This is a genomic window from Endozoicomonas sp. G2_1 (genome assembly GCF_017744155.1).
Lineage (GTDB): Bacteria > Pseudomonadota > Gammaproteobacteria > Enterobacterales > Alteromonadaceae > JAGHQT01.
In genome coordinates this window covers 1-18115 of sequence record NZ_JAGHQT010000028.1, presented here as the reverse complement: position 1 = coordinate 18115, position 18115 = coordinate 1, and the positions used below count along the sequence as shown (strand labels likewise).

General features: G+C 42.8%; 14 protein-coding genes and 1 tRNA gene. All 15 read left to right on the top strand.

The features are described from left to right. Window positions 1-303: 303 nt before the first annotated feature. Window positions 304-552, top strand: a complete 249-nt coding sequence (locus J7384_RS18795; RefSeq protein ID WP_209116090.1) for a TIGR02922 family protein — start codon at window positions 304-306, stop codon at window positions 550-552. 230 nt (window positions 553-782) lie between these two features. Continuing rightward, window positions 783-859 (top strand) — tRNA-Trp (locus J7384_RS18790). Between the two features lie 95 nt (window positions 860-954). Further along, the gene (gene secE / locus J7384_RS18785; RefSeq protein ID WP_209116089.1) at window positions 955-1338 is read left to right on the top strand and encodes a preprotein translocase subunit SecE; all 384 of its coding nucleotides are present in this window, start codon (window positions 955-957) and stop codon (window positions 1336-1338) included. 2 nt (window positions 1339-1340) lie between these two features. After that, window positions 1341-1907 (top strand): transcription termination/antitermination protein NusG, encoded by a 567-nt coding sequence (nusG, locus tag J7384_RS18780; protein ID WP_209116088.1) that lies wholly within the window; start codon window positions 1341-1343, stop codon window positions 1905-1907. Between the two features lie 297 nt (window positions 1908-2204). Continuing rightward, the gene (locus tag J7384_RS18775; RefSeq protein WP_209116087.1) at window positions 2205-3032 is read left to right on the top strand and encodes a mechanosensitive ion channel domain-containing protein; all 828 of its coding nucleotides are present in this window, start codon (window positions 2205-2207) and stop codon (window positions 3030-3032) included. Window positions 3033-3272: 240 nt separating this feature from the next. Then, window positions 3273-3701, top strand: a complete 429-nt coding sequence (rplK, locus tag J7384_RS18770; RefSeq protein WP_209116086.1) for a 50S ribosomal protein L11 — start codon at window positions 3273-3275, stop codon at window positions 3699-3701. A 3-nt stretch (window positions 3702-3704) separates the two neighbouring features. Continuing rightward, window positions 3705-4400, top strand: a complete 696-nt coding sequence (gene rplA / locus J7384_RS18765; protein WP_209116085.1) for a 50S ribosomal protein L1 — start codon at window positions 3705-3707, stop codon at window positions 4398-4400. A gap of 336 nt (window positions 4401-4736) precedes the next feature. Then, window positions 4737-5231, top strand: a complete 495-nt coding sequence (rplJ, locus tag J7384_RS18760) for a 50S ribosomal protein L10 (RefSeq protein WP_209116084.1) — start codon at window positions 4737-4739, stop codon at window positions 5229-5231. A gap of 103 nt (window positions 5232-5334) precedes the next feature. After that, a complete protein-coding gene (gene rplL / locus J7384_RS18755; protein ID WP_209116083.1) occupies window positions 5335-5703 on the top strand; it encodes a 50S ribosomal protein L7/L12 in 369 nt (122 codons plus the stop codon). 264 nt (window positions 5704-5967) lie between these two features. After that, window positions 5968-10002 (top strand): DNA-directed RNA polymerase subunit beta, encoded by a 4035-nt coding sequence (gene rpoB, locus J7384_RS18750; RefSeq protein WP_209116082.1) that lies wholly within the window; start codon window positions 5968-5970, stop codon window positions 10000-10002. Window positions 10003-10116: 114 nt separating this feature from the next. Further along, entirely contained in the window at window positions 10117-14352 is a 4236-nt protein-coding gene (rpoC, locus tag J7384_RS18745) for a DNA-directed RNA polymerase subunit beta' (RefSeq protein ID WP_209116081.1), read from the top strand. Between the two features lie 295 nt (window positions 14353-14647). Next, window positions 14648-15022 (top strand): 30S ribosomal protein S12, encoded by a 375-nt coding sequence (gene rpsL / locus J7384_RS18740; RefSeq protein ID WP_209116080.1) that lies wholly within the window; start codon window positions 14648-14650, stop codon window positions 15020-15022. 76 nt (window positions 15023-15098) lie between these two features. Next, window positions 15099-15572, top strand: a complete 474-nt coding sequence (gene rpsG / locus J7384_RS18735) for a 30S ribosomal protein S7 (RefSeq protein WP_209116079.1) — start codon at window positions 15099-15101, stop codon at window positions 15570-15572. A gap of 164 nt (window positions 15573-15736) precedes the next feature. Further along, window positions 15737-17836, top strand: a complete 2100-nt coding sequence (fusA, locus tag J7384_RS18730) for an elongation factor G (protein ID WP_209116078.1) — start codon at window positions 15737-15739, stop codon at window positions 17834-17836. A gap of 95 nt (window positions 17837-17931) precedes the next feature. Further along, window positions 17932-18115, top strand: a 184-nt coding sequence (locus J7384_RS18725) for a GTP-binding protein (protein ID WP_247741806.1), incomplete at its 3' end; no start/stop codon positions are given.

Here is an 18115-nt window from a genome sequence, read left to right as displayed (position 1 = left end):
CACTTGTATGCTCCGTTTTCCCGCCTTGTTAACCCTTTGGTTATCAAGCGATAAAAGAGTTAATAGTTATGGTGAAACAAACCATCTAATAAATTTAAAGAGCAGCCAATGGCTGCTCTTTTTGTTTTTACCCGATAAATAAACAGAAAATTCAACTTAAACAATACTCTAGAGTTAAAGCACTAATTTGCTGTGAAATGATATTGTGCTGTGGTATACTTTTTCGCCAGTTTATCCTGGTTTACCAGCTTTGTAAGTAGCTAGTACCAAAATAGGCTTATATGCGTTGTTATTGGGTTTTATATGTTGTCATCAAAGTTAGTCACAGTGATTTATTATCACGATCATTCACTAGAGCTTTGCCATCAATTAGGCGAGTTCGACGTGAGTGAACACGGCCGTGTTGTCTTGCCTGAGTCGTTTAAGCAGGGCAAGTCAATAATTGCTGTTTGTGAGGGCAAAGTAGAAATACTCAATAAAATTGGTGATCGGATTACACCAGAAGCCTATTTGACTGATAAATTGGCATCTGAGCCACAGCTGCTTTTCTAGTCCCAACTAACGCAAACCTCTTGTATCTGTTTGTTGCTAGCATTATTTTATTTGCTGTTAATTCCGGCAAATATCGCTTGAGTAAAATGTTTGACTCAGTATAATGTCGCTTCACTTCTCGTGTTAGTCTTAATTTTCCCAAACAAACTAAGAATCACCCGACAAGTGTAACCAAATTTTGTTCATCTATTTGGTTGAAAGCGCGAAATAAAGCTTTATATAAAAATTAAAGGGGTATAGTTCCAATTGGTAGAACAGCGGTCTCCAAAACCGACGGTTGGGAGTTCGAATCTCTCTACCCCTGCCAAATTATCAATAAGTGTAGTCGATGTAGTATTGGTTTTGACTGCATAAAGCAGCCCTAGGGCAGTCTTAATAGACGAGTAGTAATAGGTCAAAAGTATGAGTACAAGTACAGAAAACCAAACAAGTGGTTCTCTTGATTCATTAAAATGGGGAGCAACCTTCCTTATTTTAATTGGTGCGGTTGTCGGTAACTACATTTATGGTAGCGAATCAGTATTAGTTCGTGCTATTGCAGTTGTTGCAGCAGTTGTTATTGCTGGTTTAATTGCTGCGCAAACTGAAAAGGGTCGCAATGCCATCGCTTTTGCTAAAGAAGCGCGCACTGAAGTACGCAAAGTTGTTTGGCCTACGCGTCAAGAAGCAGTACAAACCACAGGTATTGTATTGGTTGCAACCTTATTAATGTCACTATTGTTATGGGGCCTTGACTCAGTATTATTCTGGTTAGTTGGCCTAGTTACTGGATTACAAGTTGGTTAATTATGACTGAAGAAACTATTACTGGCGAAAATAAGCCAAAGTTGCGCTGGTATGTTGTTCAAGCTTTTTCTGGCTATGAAGCACGCGTGCAAAAAACGCTAATCGAGCATATTGAAATTCACGGTTTAGCGGATAAATTTGGTCAAATCTTAGTACCAACTGAAGAAGTTGTTGAAATGCGTGCCGGTCAAAAGCGCAAAAGTGCTCGTAAGTTCTTCCCTGGCTATGTTTTAGTTGAAATGGCAATGGATGAAGAAGCATGGCACTTAGTTAAATCTGTACCACGTGTGCTTGGTTTCATCGGTGGCACTAGTGACCGTCCTGCACCAATCACTCAACGTGAAGCAGACCGCATTTTACAGCGCCTTGAAGATTCAACTGATAAGCCGAAGCCGAAAACACTATTTGAAGTGGGTGAAGTTATTCGCGTTATTGATGGTCCATTTGCTGACTTTAATGGTGTGGTTGAAGAGCTCGACTACGAGAAGAACCGCATTAAAGTATCGGTACTTATCTTTGGTCGTTCAACACCAGTTGACCTAGAATTCTCTCAAGTAGAGAAAGGTTAATAAACCAACCTTATTTGATTTGAAAAACGCTGGCTTCGGTCAGCGTTTTTTTATACACGGATGTATTTATACAGCGAAGCCATGGCCTTTCTCGTCATCCATGACTACCAAGGCATTAGTATATCCATATACGTCAGATGGCTAGGAGCAGCGTTTATGCTTGGAATAAAACTTCTAACGCGCTTTCCTGATTTGCTCAATAGACGCTCTTTTCAGAAAGTAAAAACTATTCTCCTTGCCGATCTCCTTATTGCTAGTCTACAGTGGTAGTTGCTAATAATGAGTTAAGGGATGGATATGCAAGAGTTTATCAATAATTTTAATTTAGAAGACTACTTACCAGCGGTGATCGCTGGCATGACCAATGTGTTGTTCGCGGCGGCTATTCTTATTGTCGGTATCTACATTGCTAGCAAAGTTAACCGCGGCATTTGTAAAATGGGCGAGAGCCACGAAAAACTCGACGACACTTTATTTCGCTTTTTAGGCAGCTTAGGCAAGTACATCGTTTTAGCCTTCGTTGTTATTGCAGTATTAAATCGCTTTGGCGTACAAACGGCGTCAATTGTTGCGCTGTTAGGTGCTGCGGGTCTCGCCGTTGGTTTGGCGCTGCAAGGCACACTGTCAAACTTAGCCGCAGGGGTGATGTTACTGGTATTTCGCCCTTACAAAGTTGGAGATTTTATTGACGCTGCTGGCCGGTTTGGCAATGTTACTGAAATAGACCTGTTTACCACTGTGCTGCAAACTTTTGATAATCAACAAATCATCATTCCAAATTCGCAAATTTGGGGTGCACAAATCATCAACCACTCACATCACAAAATTCGCGGCGTTGATATGCTATTTGGTGTCGCATATAAAGAGGACAGCGCCAAGGTTAAGAAAATTATTAATGATGTAATGGCTGCGCATCCAAATATTTTGAAAGACCCAGCGCCTTTTGTTGAGGTTGAATCGTTAAACGACAGCTCGGTCGATTTTAGGGTTCGACCGTTTTGTCACGGTGAGCACTATTTTGATATTTTGTATTCAGTGCCTGAGCAAATTAAACAGGCGCTTGATCAAGCGGGTGTCGAAATCCCATTCCCACATCGCAAGTTAATTATCGAAAAAGAAGAATAAATAGCCATTTTCCACCGTGATTAGCCAATAATTTCGCTTTGTTTTAGATAACACTTGAAACTCGGCAGCTGGTTAATTTATAATCCGCTGCCGTTTTTATTTGGCTGATGTTTTTCACTCAGATAAAAACGTTCTTAATGATCCACGGGGAGCTAACATCATTTGGTGTTGTGCCAACTTATGGCCTTGTAATAGGGGATAAGTGGCTAGCGTTATTACCCATAATAAAGGTATTTTAAAATGGCTAAAAAAGTCCAAGCTTTAATCAAGCTTCAAGTTGCTGCTGGTGCAGCTAACCCGTCGCCACCAGTTGGTCCTGCGTTAGGTCAACACGGTGTTAACATCATGGAATTCTGTAAAGCGTTCAACGCACGTACAGAGTCTTTAGAAAAAGGCGCACCAGTTCCTGTAGTTATCACTGTATACAACGATCGCTCGTTCACTTTTGAAACTAAAACTCCACCTGCTTCTTACTTACTTAAGAAAGCTGCTGGTATCAAGAGTGGTTCAGGTCGTCCTAACACTGAAAAAGTAGGTACTGTGACTCGTGCACAACTTGAAGAAATCGTTAAGACTAAAGAACCAGATTTAACTGCTGGTGATTTAGATGCAGCGGTACGTACAATCGCGGGTTCAGCTCGTTCAATGGGTTTAGTGGTAGAGGGTTAATCAATGGCTAAATTATCAAAACGCGCTCGTCTTATCCGTGAAAAAGTAGACGTATTAAAAGAATATGAAATCAACGAAGCTTTAGCACTTCTTAAAGAATTAGCAACTGCTAACTTCAAAGAAAGTGTTGATGTTGCTGTTAACTTAGGTATTGATGCTCGTAAATCAGACCAAAACGTTCGTGGTGCTACTGTACTACCTAACGGTACTGGTCGTGATGTTCGCGTTGCTGTTTTCACTCAAGGTGCAAATGCAGACAAAGCGAAAGAAGCAGGTGCTGACGTTGTAGGTATGGAAGATTTAGCAGAGCAAGTTAAAGCCGGTAACATGGACTTTGACGTAGTTATTGCTACTCCTGACGCAATGCGTGTTGTTGGTCAGTTAGGTCAAATCTTAGGTCCACGTGGCCTTATGCCTAACCCGAAAGTTGGCACTGTAACGCCAGACGTTGTTACTGCTGTAAACAACGCTAAAGCGGGTCAGGTTCGTTACCGTAATGATAAGAATGGTATCATCCATACTACTATCGGTAAGGTTGACTTTGAAGACGCTAAGTTACAACAAAACCTTGAAGCTTTATTAGAAGCGCTTAAGAAAGCTAAGCCTGCTAATGCTAAAGGTCAATACATTAAGAAAGTTTCTGTTTCTACGACTATGGGTGCCGGTGTTATCGTTAACCAAGCGAGCTTAACTTTATAATGTTTTGCTAAGTTAGCGACGATAAAAATTTATTATCGCTAACTTTACAGGGGCTAATTATTGAACTATAATTTCGCCCCTCAATTTTTGGTAGGAGTTGTTCGCTTTGACTTTATTTTAAGTCAATTTTGTGAACAACCCCCGTCAAAGACCGTAGGTGATGGAATTTTCGATGTATTTTGGAAGTGAAATCTTAATTTTCCTACGTAGATGGTGATTACCCAGATATTTCCTTAAATTTCTGGCTCTCGCCGTAATGGCCTAGCTGATTGTTATTTGCAGTTGGTTAGGAGTTGTAAATACCGGATTTCCGGTTGAACCAGGAGTTATAAGCCGATGGCTATCAATCTTGATGACAAAAAAGCAATTGTTGCTGAAGTTCAAGAAGCTGCCACTGGCGCTCTATCAGCTGTTGTTGCCGATTCTCGCGGTGTAACAGTTGAAGCGATTACTGCATTGCGTAAGCAAGCACGTGAAAACGGTGTATGGATGAAAGTTGTCCGTAACACTTTAGCACGTCGTGCAGTAGAAGGTACTGAGTTCGAATGTTTGAAAGATTCATTCGTTGGTCCTTCACTAATCGCATTCTCAAGCGAGCACCCAGGTGCTGCTGCGCGTTTATTCTCTGACTTCGCTAAAGAAAACGAAGTTTTTGAATTAAAAACTGCAGCGTACGAAGGTGATGTTGTTGACGTACAGTTATTAGCTAAGCTACCAACTTACGACGAAGCAATTGCACGTTTGATGAGCGCTATGAAAGAAGCATCTGCAGGCAAACTATGCCGCACGATTGCAGCAATTCGCGATCAGAAAGAGCAAGAAGCTGCTTAATTTTTTCTCTCTACAGAGAACCAGCACTTTTTGTATTAATAGTTATTTCAAGCAGACATTCACTTATTAAGAAGTCTGTTTATTAAAAGTAGGAAATTACATAATGTCTATTTCTAAAGACGATATCCTAAATGCTATTGCTGAAATGTCAGTAATGGACGTTGTTGAATTAATCGAAGCAATGGAAGAGAAGTTCGGTGTTTCTGCTGCTGCAGCTGTTGCTGTTGCTGGTGGTGACGCAGGCGCTGCTGCTGCTGAGCAAACTGAATTCGACGTAGTATTAGAAAGCTTCGGTGGCAACAAAGTTGCTGTTATCAAGGCAGTACGTGGTGCTACTGGTCTTGGTCTTAAAGAAGCTAAAGAAGTTGTTGAATCAGCTCCTAAAGCTCTTAAAGAAGGTGTTTCTAAAGAAGAAGCTGAAGCTCTTAAGAAAGATCTTGAAGAAGCAGGTGCAACTGTTGCTATCAAATAATCTGTCTTCTGACAGATTATTTGCCTGAAAAGGCACTGGCTGGTGATTTAAACGTCACCGGCCTTTTTGCGCTAAAGAAAGTGGTTTTTTTTTAAACCAAAACAGTGCATTATTTGATGCTTAGTTCTATGCATTTCTATCCATAGAATTTGTTCAGTTGAGTAGCATCGCGTATTAATCTGGCCGCAACAGCCAAGTGATTAATACAAAGTACAAGCTGTCTTTATGACAGATTCGGCCATAACCAGCAAGCTGAGGAACCCCATGGTTTACTCTTACTCTGAGAAGAAACGAATTAGAAAGGACTTTGGTAAAAGTGCACAGGTAATGGATTATCCATTCTTGTTGTCCATCCAACTCGAATCTTTCCGTAAGTTTATTGATATTGATCCAACAGGGGAGACTGGCCTAGAAGCCGCTTTCCGTTCTATTTTCCCAATAAAAAGCTATTCAGGTAGCTCAGAATTACAATACGTAAGCTATCGCTTAGGTGAGCCATTGTTTGACGTTAAAGAGTGTCAAATCCGTGGTGTTACCTATTCAGCTCCATTGCGCGTTAAGTTGCGTTTAGTACTTTATGATAAAGACGCACCTGCTGGTACAGTAAAAGATATCAAAGAACAAGAAGTTTACATGGGTGAAATCCCATTGATGACTGAAAACGGTACATTTGTTATCAATGGTACTGAGCGTGTTATTGTTTCTCAATTACACCGTTCACCGGGCGTATTTTTCGATCACGACAAAGGTAAGACACACTCTTCGGGTAAAGTGCTTTATAACGCACGTGTTATTCCTTACCGTGGTTCTTGGTTGGATTTCGAATTTGATCCAAAAGACAATCTCTTTGTTCGTATTGACCGTCGTCGTAAATTACCTGCGTCGATCATCCTACGTGCATTAGAGTATTCAACTGAAGAAATTTTAGACCTTTTCTACGACACAACTGCGTTTGAAATCAAAGGCGATAAGTTGATCATGGAACTTGTTCCTGAGCGCTTGCGCGGTGAAACCGCCACCTTTGACATCAAAATGCCAAACGGTGATGTCTTAGTTGAGCAAGGTCGTCGTATTACTGCTCGTCACATTCGCGCATTGTCAAAAGAAAATGTCAGTGAATTAGAAGTACCAGCAGAGTACATCGTAGGTAAAGTGTTATCACAAGCTTATGTTGATGAATCAACGGGTGAAGTGGTTGCTGAAGCTAACGCTGAAATTACCTTAGAACTATTGGCTGAGTTAAGCCAAGCAGGTCACAAGTCACTCTCTACTTTATATATGAACGAATTCGATGTTGGTTCATATATGTCGGATACAATCCGCGTCGATAGCACCACTAACCGCTTAGAAGCATTAGTTGAAATCTACCGCATGATGCGTCCTGGTGAGCCACCAACAAAAGACGCAGCTGAAGCATTATTCGCTAACTTATTCTTCTCATTAGAGCGTTACGACTTATCAACGGTTGGTCGTATGAAGTTCAATCGTCGCGTTGGTTTCTCTGACGAAACTGGCGAAGGTGTATTGTCAAACGACGATATTATCGCGGTAATGAAGACTTTAATTGCCATCCGTGATGGTAAAGGCGAAGTCGACGATATTGACCACTTAGGTAACCGTCGTATCCGCAGCGTTGGTGAAATGGCCGAGAACCAATTCCGCGTTGGTCTAGTTCGTGTTGAGCGTGCTGTTCGTGAGCGTCTATCATTAGGCGATTTAGACGCAGTAATGCCACAAGACTTAATCAATGCTAAGCCTATTTCTGCAGCAGTTAAAGAATTCTTTGGTTCATCACAACTTTCACAGTTTATGGATCAAAACAACCCGTTATCAGAAGTAACGCATAAGCGTCGTATCTCTGCATTAGGCCCAGGTGGTTTAACGCGTGAACGCGCGGGCTTCGAAGTTCGAGATGTTCACCCAACTCACTACGGTCGCGTTTGTCCAATCGAAACGCCTGAAGGTCCAAACATCGGTTTGATCAACTCGCTTTCGTGTTACGCGCGTACAAATGACTACGGTTTCCTAGAAACGCCATACCGCAAAATTGTTGACGGTGTAGTGACTGATGAAGTTGATTACCTATCAGCGATTGAAGAAGGTAACTTCGTTATCGCACAAACCAACGCTGAAGTTGATGCAGATGGCAAATTAGTTGACGGTTTAGTGCCTTGTCGTCACAAAAACGAATTCACGTTAATGTCGGCTGAATCAGTTCAATATATGGACGTTTCACCACAACAAATCGTTTCTGTTGCGGCGTCACTTATCCCGTTCCTAGAGCACGATGATGCTAACCGTGCCTTGATGGGTGCGAACATGCAACGTCAAGCCGTACCAACACTTAAAGCTGATAAGCCGTTAGTTGGTACAGGTATGGAAAAAGTTATCGCAGTTGACTCTGGTGTAACGGCTGTTGCTAAGCGCGGTGGTGTGGTTGATTACGTTGACGCGTCTCGTATCGTAGTTAAAGTTAACGAAGATGAAATGATTCCTGGTGAAGCTGGTATCGACATCTACAACTTAACCAAGTACACCCGTTCTAACCAAAATACGTGTATTAACCAACGTCCTAACTGTCGCGTTGGTGAGCCAGTGGTTCGCGGTGACGTATTAGCAGATGGTCCATCAACGGATATGGGTGATTTGGCACTTGGTCAAAACATGCGTATCGCGTTCATGCCTTGGAATGGTTACAACTTTGAGGATTCAATGTTGATCTCTGAGCGCGTTGCTCAGGAAGACCGTTTCACGACTATTCACATTCAAGAATTAAGCTGTATTGCCCGTGACACTAAGCTAGGTTCAGAAGAAATCACTTCTGATATTCCTAACGTAGGTGAATCAGCGCTCAGCAAGCTTGATGAATCTGGTGTTGTTTACATCGGTGCTGAAGTAAACGGCGGCGATATCTTAGTGGGTAAAGTAACCCCTAAAGGTGAAACTCAACTTACGCCAGAAGAAAAACTTCTACGCGCAATTTTCGGTGAAAAAGCAGCTGACGTTAAAGACAGCTCATTACGCGTACCTAACTCAGTATCAGGTACTATCATCGACGTTCAAATCTTCACCCGTGACGGTGTTGAAAAAGACAAGCGCGCCTTAGAAATTGAAGAAATGCAACTTAGCCAAGTTAAGAAAGACTTGGGCGATGAGTTCAGCATTTTAGAAGACGGCATCTACGCACGTGCTAAGAAACTATTGCTTTCAGCTGGCTTAAACGAGTCTGAGCTTAACGGCATGTCTCGCGACAAGTGGTTAGAGCAAAGCTTGAGTGACGAAGGTCAACAAGCGGAACTTGAGCAAATTGCTGAACAATACGATGCCATTAAAGCTGAGTTCGATAAGAAGTTCGAAACTAAGCGTCGTAAGATCACTCAAGGTGATGACTTACAACCTGGCGTCTTGAAAATTGTTAAAGTTTACCTAGCGGTTAAGCGTCGCATCCAACCGGGTGATAAGATGGCTGGTCGTCACGGTAACAAGGGTGTTATCTCAAACGTAGTACCTGTAGAAGATATGCCGTACGACCAAAACGGTGTGCCGGTTGATATCGTACTTAACCCACTAGGTGTACCATCGCGGATGAACATCGGTCAGATCCTTGAAACCCACTTGGGTATGGCAGCGCGCGGTATTGGTGAGAAGATTGATCGCATGATCAAAGCTCAGCAAGAAGTGGCTAAGTTACGCGAGTTCTTGAAAGAAGTTTACAACTTAGGTGAGTCTCGCCAGGAAGTTGATATCGATAGCTTCTCTGACGACGAAGTACAACGTTTAGCACAGAACTTACGCGCCGGTTTACCAATCGCAACACCAGTATTTGACGGTGCGAGCGAGAAAGAAATCAAAGAGCTATTCAAACTAGCAGATATGCCAGAAAGCGGTCAGTTTATCTTAACTGACGGTCGTACTGGTCGCGAGTTTGAGCGTCCGGTAACTGTTGGTTACATGTACATGCTGAAACTAAACCACTTAGTTGATGACAAGATGCATGCGCGTTCTACTGGTTCTTACTCACTTGTTACTCAGCAACCACTTGGTGGTAAAGCTCAGTTTGGTGGTCAGCGCTTCGGTGAGATGGAAGTATGGGCACTTGAAGCATACGGTGCTGCTTATACCCTACAGGAAATGCTTACGGTTAAGTCTGATGACGTTAACGGTCGTACTAAGATGTATAAGAACTTAGTTGACGGCGATCACAGAATGGAACCAGGTATGCCTGAATCGTTTAACGTATTGTTAAAAGAGATTCGCTCATTGGGTATCAACATCGAATTAGATGAAGAAAACCAATAAGCCCATTAGGTTTATACCTTAGTCCAGTAGACTAAAAATATATGCAGGGTTAGCGGTAAATTTACAGCGATATTTACCGCTTAACCAAAGGTTAACTCCGACAGGAGATAGAGTGTGAAAGATTTACTTAAGTTTCTTAAGCAACAAAATCAAACTGAAGAATTCGATGGTATTCGCATCGGCCTAGCTTCACCAGACATGATCCGTTCATGGTCATTCGGTGAAGTTAAAAAGCCTGAAACTATCAACTACCGTACGTTCAAACCTGAGCGTGATGGTTTATTCTGTGCCCGCATCTTCGGCCCAGTAAAAGACTACGAATGTCTTTGTGGTAAGTACAAGCGCCTTAAGCACCGCGGTGTTATTTGTGAAAAATGTGGTGTAGAAGTAACGTTAACTAAAGTACGTCGTGAGCGTATGGGTCACATTGAGCTAGCAAGCCCAGTGGCACATATTTGGTTCTTAAAATCATTGCCATCTCGCATTGGTTTATTACTTGATATGACCTTGCGTGATATTGAGCGCGTTCTTTACTTTGAGTCTTATGTTGTTACCGAGCCTGGTATGACAACATTAGAAAAAAGCCAAATTCTTACTGAAGAAGAATACCTTGACGCGTTAGAAGAGCACGGTGACGAGTTCGACGCGAAAATGGGTGCTGAAGCAGTACTTGCGTTATTAGAGCAAATTGACCTTGAAGGCGACATCGCGCAAATGCGTGAAGAGTTACCAGAAATCGGCAGCGAAACTAAGCGCAAGAAAATTACTAAGCGTTTAAAGTTGATGGAAGCATTCGCTCAGTCTGGCAACAAGCCAGAGTGGATGATCATGTCTGTTCTTCCAATTCTTCCACCAGATTTACGTCCACTAGTACCACTAGATGGCGGTCGTTTCGCTACGTCTGATTTGAACGACTTATACCGTCGTGTTATCAACCGTAATAACCGTTTGAAGCGTCTATTAGACCTAGTAGCACCTGACATTATCGTGCGCAACGAAAAGCGTATGTTACAAGAGTCAGTTGATGCGTTATTAGATAACGGTCGTCGCGGTCGCGCCATTACTGGTTCTAACAAGCGTCCATTGAAATCACTTGCTGACATGATCAAAGGTAAGCAAGGTCGTTTCCGTCAAAACCTTCTTGGTAAGCGTGTTGACTACTCTGGCCGTTCTGTAATTACCGTTGGTCCTACTTTGCGTTTACATCAATGTGGTCTTCCTAAGAAGATGGCACTTGAGCTATTCAAGCCATTTATCTATGGCAAGTTAGAAGCGCGTGGTTTAGCGACAACAATTAAAGCTGCTAAGAAATTAGTAGAGCGCGAAGGCGCAGAAGTATGGGATGTATTAGACGAAGTTATTCGTGAACATCCAGTGCTACTTAACCGTGCACCTACACTTCACAGATTGGGTATCCAAGCGTTTGAACCTGTCCTTATCGAAGGTAAGGCAATCCATTTACATCCATTAGTTTGTGCGGCTTATAACGCTGACTTCGATGGTGACCAAATGGCGGTTCACGTACCATTAACACTTGAAGCTCAACTAGAAGCTCGCGCGTTAATGATGTCGACTAACAACGTTCTTTCTCCTGCGAACGGTGACCCAATTATCGTTCCTTCACAAGACGTTGTATTAGGTCTTTACTACTTAACTCGCGATCGCGTTAACGGTAAAGGTGAAGGCATGGTATTTGCCAACACTAAAGAAGCTGAAAAAGCTTACCGTACCGGCGTTGCTGAGTTACACGCACGCGTTAAGATTCGTATCACTGAACACGTTCGCAACGGCGAAGGTGAGTTAGTGGCACAAACTTCACTACGCGATACTACGGTTGGTCGTGCTATTTTATGGCAAATTTGTCCTAAGGGTTTACCTTACGAGTTAATTGATCAGCCATTAGGTAAAAAGCCAATTTCGCGCTTGATTAACCACGCATACCGTAACTTAGGTCTTAAAGACACGGTTATTTTTGCTGACCAAATCATGTACACAGGTTTCCATTACGCAATGGTAGCTGGTGCGTCAGTTGGTATCGACGATATGGTTATTCCTGATGAGAAGTACACCATCATCGACGGCGCTGAAGAAGAAGTTAAAGAGATTCAAGATCAATTCGATCAAGGTCTTGTAACTGCTGGTGAGAAGTACAACAAAGTTATCGATATTTGGTCATCTGCTAACGAAAAAGTGTCGAAAGCGATGATGGACAACTTATCGAAAGAGCACGTTGAAAACCGCGAAGGTGAGATGGAAGAGCAAGACTCATTCAACTCTATCTACATGATGGCTGACTCGGGTGCTCGTGGTAGTGCCGCACAGATTCGTCAGCTAGCGGGTATGCGTGGTCTAATGGCAAAACCAGATGGTTCAATCATCGAAACGCCAATTACTGCGAACTTCCGTGAAGGTCTAAACGTACTACAGTACTTCATCTCAACTCACGGTGCTCGTAAAGGTCTTGCCGATACCGCACTTAAAACAGCTAACTCGGGTTACTTAACACGTCGTCTTGTTGACGTTGCTCAAGATTTAGTGGTAACAGAGCACGATTGTGGTACGCACGAAGGTCTAGTAATGACACCGCTTATCGAAGGTGGTGATGTTGTTGAGCCATTGCGCGAGCGCGTACTAGGTCGTGTTGTTTGTGAAGACGTATTGATTCCAGGTACTGAAGACGTATTACTACCGCGTAACACGTTAATTGACGAGAAACTTTGTGATCTATTAGAAGAGCACTCAGTTGACCAAGTTAAAGTACGTTCAATTATTACTTGTGCTACAGATTACGGTATTTGTGCTCACTGTTACGGTCGTGATTTAGCACGTGGTCATATGATTAACCAAGGTGAAGCGATTGGTGTTGTGGCAGCACAATCAATCGGTGAGCCGGGTACACAGCTTACCATGCGTACGTTCCACATTGGTGGTGCGGCATCTCGAGCGTCAGCAGAAAACAGTGTTCAAGTTAAGAACACCGGTACCTTGAAGTTACAAAACGCTAAGTTTGTTGAAAACTCAGAAGGCAAGCTAGTAATCACTTCACGTTCATCAGAACTTACTGTTATCGATGAGTTAGGTCGTGAGAAAGAGCGTTACAAAGTTCCTTACGGTTCAATCCTAGGTAAAAAAGACGGTGAAGCGATTGAAGCTGGCGAAATTGTTGCCAACTGGGATCCACATACTCACCCAATCATTACTGAGGTAGCTGGTAAGATTAAATTTGTTGACCTAATTGAAGGTTTAACAATGACTCGTCAAACCGATGAGTTAACCGGTCTATCTAGCATTGTCGTTACTGATGCTAACCAACGTAGCTCTGCGGGTAAAGAAATGCGCCCAATGGTTAAGCTAGTTGATGCTGCGGGCAACGATGTGATGATCGCTGGCACTGAAATTCCAGCCCAGTACTTCTTAGCGGGTAACGCGATTGTTAACCTAGAAGATGGTGCAGAAGTTGGTATTGGTGACGCGCTTGCTCGTATTCCTCAAGAGTCTTCGAAAACGCGTGATATTACCGGTGGTCTTCCGCGTGTTGCTGACTTATTTGAAGCACGTAAGCCAAAAGAGCCCGCAATTCTTGCAGAGAAGACAGGTATCATTGGTTTCGGTAAAGAGACTAAAGGTAAGCGTCGCTTATTGATTACTCAGCCAAGCGGTGAAGTATACGAAGAGATGATTCCTAAGTGGCGTCAACTTAACGTGTTCGAAGGTGAATCAGTTCAAAAAGGTGAAGTTATCGCCGACGGTCCAGAGTCACCACATGACATCTTGCGCTTGCGTGGTGTTGCTGACGTTGCTAACTACATTGTTAACGAAGTACAAGACGTATACCGTTTACAAGGTGTAAAAATCAACGATAAGCACATCGAAGTTATCGTTCGTCAAATGATTCGCAAGTGTGAAATCTTAGACGCAGGTGATTCAGAATTCCTGAAAGGTGAACAGCTAGAAGTAGCACGTGTTCGCATCGCCAACCGCGAGCTTGAAGCTCAAGGTAAGCAACCAGCTGAATTCGAAATGCAAATGATGGGTATTACTAAAGCCTCACTTGCAACTGAATCATTTATCTCAGCGGCGTCTTTCCAGGAGACCACACGTGTTCTTACTGAAGCAGCTGTTGGCGGTAAGAAAGATGGCTTACGCGGCTTGAAAGAAAACGTTATCGTTGGTCGCTTAATTCCTGCAGGTACAGGTTACGCTTATCACCAAGATCGTATGCGCAAGCGTGCTCAAGGTGTTGAAGAAGAAGTAACAGTATCAGTAGATGAAGCAGAAAAAGCATTAACTGACGCGTTAAATGCTGACTTTGATGCTGACTCGAACGATCAGAACGATCCAGTGTTATAAATTTAAGTAACATTGTTTGAATCAAAAGGGCAGCTTGTTAAAGCTGCCCTTTTTGCTTCTAGAGAATTGGCGACTAAATTCGCCCCTACAATCAGGATCCTAATTCTTATTGGAAAAAGGATCCTTTTTCGTTTTTGCTTGACAGTTTAAAGCTTGACCATTAGAATTCTGCGACCTTTTAATCTGCGTTTCGTATCGCTTGATGAAAAAGGTTTGATTTTTACACGTTTAAGAGGGTGTGAAGTTAATAGCAATATTAGCATTCACACATGTTTTAACTTAATCAGGAGCTATAATGGCAACTATTAACCAATTGGTACGTAAGCCACGTACCAAGAAAGTTGCGAAGTCTAACGTTCCAGCGTTAGATGCATGTCCGCAACGCCGTGGTGTATGTACTCGTGTATATACTACTACGCCTAAAAAACCTAACTCAGCACTACGTAAAGTTGCTCGTGTTCGTTTAACTAACGGCTTCGAAGTAACTTCATACATTGGTGGTGAAGGTCACAACTTACAAGAGCATAGCGTTATCTTAATCCGTGGTGGCCGTGTTAAAGACTTACCAGGTGTACGTTATCACACTGTTCGTGGCGCACTTGACTGTTCAGGTGTTAACGATCGTAGACAAGGCCGTTCTAAGTACGGTGCTAAGCGCCCTAAATCTTAACGGTTTCCGTGAAGTAAGGCCAAATTTAAACTATTAACAATTTTGGGTAATCCCTGAATTAAACGGAGAATTTAAGATGCCAAGAAGACGCGTCGTAGGGCAACGTAAAATATTGCCAGATCCTAAGTTCCATAATGAACTTTTAGCAAAATTCATCAACATCCTTATGGTTGATGGTAAAAAAGCTGTTGCAGAAAAAATCGTTTATGGTGCATTAGACATTTTAGCTGACAAAGTTGAAGGTAAAGAGCACTTAGAGTTATTCGAAGAAGCTCTAGAAAACATCCGCCCACAAGTAGAGGTTAAGTCTCGTCGTGTTGGTGGTTCTACTTACCAAGTTCCAGTTGAAGTTCGTCCAGTGCGTCGTAATGCACTAGCCATGCGTTGGTTAGTTGAAGCAGCTCGTAAACGTGGTGAAAAATCAATGGCTCAGCGCCTAGCTAACGAAATGTTAGATGCGTCTGACAACAAAGGTTCAGCGGTTAAGAAGCGTGAAGACGTTCACCGTATGGCCGAAGCAAACAAAGCGTTTGCTCATTACCGCTGGTAATCGCCAAGGTAATTATGAACAGCGTAGTGTCCCTTTGGGGCGCTACGCTTTTCTGTAATAAATCCGCGGCAATTTAGTCTTTAAAATTACAGTAAGTTAACATCAAACCATTACAACGAGTTGTTTGATGTTAGCTTATTTGCTTTTGAAATGAGGATAAAATAGTGGCTCGTACGACCCCTATCGACCGTTATCGAAATATTGGCATCTGTGCTCACGTAGATGCAGGCAAAACCACGACTACCGAGCGTGTATTATTTTATACTGGCCTATCACACAAAATAGGTGAAGTGCACGACGGCGCTGCCACCATGGACTGGATGGAACAAGAACAAGAGCGCGGTATTACTATTACGTCTGCGGCAACCACTTGTTTCTGGAAAGGGATGGAAGCCCAATTTGACGATCACCGCATTAATATTATCGACACCCCGGGACACGTTGACTTTACCATTGAGGTAGAGCGTTCATTACGTGTACTCGATGGTGCTGTATTAGTACTTTGCGCCTCTTCAGGTGTTCAACCGCAAACTGAAACGGTTTGGCGTCAAATGGAAAAGTACTCGGTTCCGCGTATGGTATTCGTCAACAAGATGGACCGTATGGGTGCGAACTTCCTCAATGTTGTCGAGCAAATGAAAACTCGCCTAGGTGCTAATGCTGTACCAATGCAATTAGCGATTGGCGCTGAAGAAGATTTCACTGGAGTTGTCGACCTAGTTAAGATGAAGGCGATTAACTGGTCAGAAGCTGATCAAGGTATGACCTTCACATATGAAGACATTCCTGCTGATATGGTTGAGCTTGCAGAAGAATGGCGTGAAAACCTTATTTCAGAAGCGGCAGAAGCCTCTGATGAGTTAATGGAAAAATACCTTGAAGAAGGTGACTTGTCAGAACAAGAAATTAAACACGGTCTGCGCACTCGTACGCTAAACAATGAAATTATCTTGTGTGCGTGTGGCAGTGCATTTAAAAACAAAGGTGTTCAAGCTGTATTAGACGCAGTCATTGAGTACTTGCCGGCACCAACAGAAGTTGAAGCGATTAAAGGCATTAACGAAGACGAGTCTGAGGGTGTACGTGAAGCCGATGACAATGCGCCGTTTGCTGCATTGGCATTTAAAATCGCTACCGACCCATTTGTTGGTACATTGACTTTCTTCCGTACTTATTCTGGTGTTGTTCAAACGGGTGATACTGTTTATAACCCAGTCAAAGGTAAAAAAGAGCGCTTTGGTCGTATTGTGCAAATGCACTCAAACAACCGTGAAGAGATCAAAGAAGTTCGCGCCGGTGACATCGCTGCCGCTATTGGTATGAAAGATGTGACCACAGGTGACACTTTATGTGATCCAAACAAGGTTATTACCTTAGAACGCATGGAATTCCCTGAGCCAGTAATCTCTGTTGCAGTAGAGCCAAAAACTAAAGCCGACCAAGAAAAAATGGGTCTTGCTTTGGGTAAGCTTGCCGCAGAAGATCCATCGTTCCGTGTAGAGACTGACGAAGAGTCGGGCCAAACCATTATTTCGGGCATGGGTGAGCTACACTTAGATATCATCGTTGACCGTATGATGCGCGAATTTAAAGTCGATTGTAACGTTGGTAAGCCACAGGTTGCTTATCGTGAAACAATCCGCTCATCGGTTGAAGTGGAAGGTAAATTCGTTCGCCAATCAGGTGGCCGTGGTCAATTTGGTCATGTATGGCTTAAGATGGAGCCACTACCTGAAGGAGAAGGCTTTGAATTTGTTAATGAAATCGTTGGTGGTGTGGTACCAAAAGAGTACATTCCAGCGGTAGAAAAAGGTTGTAAAGAGCAAATGGAATCTGGTGTTTTAGCCAGCTACCCAATGCTAGATGTTAAAGTCACTTTATACGATGGTTCATTCCACGATGTTGACTCTAACGAAATGGCCTTTAAAATTGCCGCCTCAATGGGTTTTAAAAAAGGTGCAATGGAAGCAAGTCCAGTGTTGCTTGAACCTATGATGAAGGTTGAAGTAACAACACCTGAAGAAAACATGGGTGATGTTGTTGGTGACTTAAACCGTCGCCGTGGCATGATCGACGGTATGGATGAAGGTCCAGCCGGTTTGAAAATTGTTAATGCGCAAGTGCCGTTAGCAGAAATGTTTGGTTATGCTACTGACTTACGTAGTGCAACCCAAGGTCGAGCTTCTTATTCGATGGAATTCGCACAATACAGCGAAGCACCAAAGAATGTTGCCGACGCCGTGATTGAATCGCGAGGCGGTTAGTCGTTGTCTTGACAATCTTATTGTTAAGACATAACTAAACGCAGCGCAGCAATAAATTATTAATTTACATTTAGTACTTTTAAGGTAAAAGAAAAATGGCTAAAGAAAAATTTGAACGTTCGAAACCGCACGTAAACGTTGGTACTATCGGCCACGTTGACCACGGTAAAACAACGTTAACTGCTGCTATCTCTGCAGTATTAACTAAAACTTTCGGTGGTGAGACAAAAGATTTCGCACAAATCGATAACGCTCCAGAAGAGCGTGAGCGTGGTATTA